We start from the raw sequence: 2,544 nt of genomic DNA on the forward strand, positions 1-2,544 counted from the left end.
CGAGCAGCCCGCCGAAGCCGTCGCCCCCGCGACCGAGGCCGCCGAGGCGCCCGCCGCCGAGGCACCGCAGTCCGAGGCCCAGGCCGAGCAGCCCGCCGATCCGCAGCTCGAGCAGCCCGTCGATCCGTCCGAGGCCCCGGCCGCGGAGGCCGAGCAGCCCGTCGAGCCCGCCGAGCCGCGCGGCCCGGCCGCCCCCGGCTACGACGAGGCCGGCCGCGACGCCGTCCACCAGGTGATCCGCGAGCGCCGCGACATCCGCAACGGCTTCCGCCCGGACGCGATCCCGCACGAGGTGCTGATCCGCGTCCTGGAGGCCGCCCACACCGCGCCCAGCGTCGGCTACTCGCAGCCCTGGGACTTCGTGGTGATCCGCTCGGCGAAGACCCGCAGGCGGATGCACGCCCTGGCCGAGCGCCAGCGCGAGGCGTACGCGGACTCGCTGCCGAAGGGCCGGGCCAAGCAGTTCCGGGAGATCAAGATCGAGGCCATCCTCGACACCCCGGTGAACATCGTGGTGACCGCCGACCGCACCCGCGGCGGCCGGCACACCCTGGGCCGGCACACCCAGCCGCAGATGGCCCCGTACTCGGCCGCCCTGGCCGTCGAGAACCTCTGGCTGGCCGCCCGCGCCGAGGGCCTGGGCGTCGGCTGGGTGAGCTTCTTCGACGACGAGCAGCTGGTCCGCGAGCTGGGCCTGCCCGAGCACCTGGAGGTCGTCGCCTACCTGTGCGTCGGCTTCGTCGACTCCTTCCCGGACGAGCCCGAACTGGAGCAGCAGGGCTGGGCCAAGAAGCGCCCGCTCGCCTGGGTGGTCCATGAGGAGCAGTACGGCAACCGCGCGCTGCCCGGCGAGGAGCCGCAGAGCCTGCTCGCCGACACCCTGCGCGGGATCCGCCCGCTGGACGCCAAGGCGCTCGGCGAGGCCTGGGACCGCCAGAAGCGGATGACCAAGCCGGCCGGCTCGCTCGGCATGCTGGAGATCATCTCCGCCCAGCTGTGCGGCCTGTCGCGCAAGTGCCCGCCGCCGATCCCGGAGCCCGCCTGCGTGGCGATCTTCGCGGCTGACCACGGCGTGCACGCCCAGGGCGTCAGCCCGTGGCCGCAGGAGGTGACCGCCCAGATGGTCGGCAACTTCCTGGCCGGGGGAGCGGTGATCAACTCCTTCGCCAAGCAGATCGGCACCGAGGTCTGCGTGGTGGACGTCGGCGTCGCCGCCGAGCTGCCGCAGGCCGTCCAGCAGGGCCGCGCCACCGGCCTGCTGCCGCGCAAGGTCAAGCCCGGCACCGCCGACATGACCCAGGGCCCGGCGATGACCCGCGAGGAGGCCCTCCAGGCCGTCGAGGTCGGCATCGAGACCGCCCGCGACCTGGTCGCGGCGGGCAACAAGGCACTGGTCACCGGCGACATGGGCATCGCCAACACGACCGCTTCGGCCGCCCTGATCTCGGTGTTCACCGGCCTCGACCCGGCCGAGGTCACCGGCCGCGGCACCGGCATCGACGACGAGACCCACGCCCGCAAGATCGAGGTCATCCGCGCCGCGCTGGCCCTGCACCAGCCCGACCCGAACGACCCGATCGGCGTCCTCGCCGCCGTCGGCGGCCTGGAGCACGCGGCCCTCGCCGGCTTCCTGCTGGGCGCCGCGTCGCTGCGCACCCCGGTGGTGCTGGACGGTGTGATCGCCGGTTCGGCCGCGCTGGTCGCCAAGGCGATCGCCCCCGAGGTGCTGGCCGCCTGCATCGCCGGCCACCGTTCCGCCGAGCCCGGCCACCAGGCCGCGCTGGCGAAGCTGGGCCTGCGTCCGCTGATCGACCTGGACCTGCGGCTCGGTGAGGGCACCGGTGCCCTGCTGGCACTGCCGCTGGTGCAGAGTGCGGCCCGCGCGATGCACGATGTAGCCACCTTCGACTCCGCCGGGGTCACCGAGAAGGCCTGACGCACCACCTCACCCGCTCCGCGGACCGGCCCGAGGGCGCGCCGGCCCGCGGAGCGGCGTATCACCGCTCGGCCCGCTGAGCGGTGTGCCACCGCTCGGCCGCTGAGCGGCGTACCACCGCACCCGCCCCACATCCTCATCCCGATCAGGAGCACCGCCGATGAGCGCGCCCACCCCGCACCCCGGCACCGAGGGCCGGACCCCGTACCCGGTCGGCCTGCTGCTGGCCGGTCGTCGTGTCGTCGTGGTCGGCGGCGGACAGGTCGCGCAGCGGCGGCTGCCGGCCCTGATCGCGTCCGGCGCCGAGCTGCACCTGATATCCCCGGCCACCACCCCGGCCGTCCAGGCCATGGCCGACGCGGGTGAGCTGACCTGGCACGCCCGCCCGTACGCGGACGGCGACCTGACCGGCGCCTGGTACGTCCTGGTGGCCACCGACGACCCGGCGGTCAACGCGGCGGTCAGCGCCGAGGCCGAGCGCGAGCGGGTGTTCTGCGCCCGCAGCGACGACGCCTCCGCCGCCTCCGCCTGGACCCCGGCCAGCGGCCGGGACGCCGGCGCCACCGTCGCCGTGCTCACCGGCGACCCGAGGCACTCCGCGGCCCTGC

The 2,544-nt window shown here is 75.4% G+C and carries 2 protein-coding genes; both read left to right on the forward strand.

The window, feature by feature from the left end; genetic code table 11:
- The coding region (cobT, locus tag BG452_RS31250) for a nicotinate-nucleotide--dimethylbenzimidazole phosphoribosyltransferase (RefSeq protein WP_188307724.1) at positions 1–1,936 on the forward strand (1,936 nt) is incomplete at its 5' end.
- Positions 1,937–2,096: 160 nt separating this feature from the next.
- Positions 2,097–2,544 (forward strand): bifunctional precorrin-2 dehydrogenase/sirohydrochlorin ferrochelatase (locus tag BG452_RS31255; RefSeq protein ID WP_317621310.1); only part of this gene is annotated, 448 nt, incomplete at its 3' end.

The organism is Streptomyces sp. CBMA123 (assembly GCF_014596465.1).
Taxonomy (GTDB): domain Bacteria; phylum Actinomycetota; class Actinomycetes; order Streptomycetales; family Streptomycetaceae; genus Kitasatospora.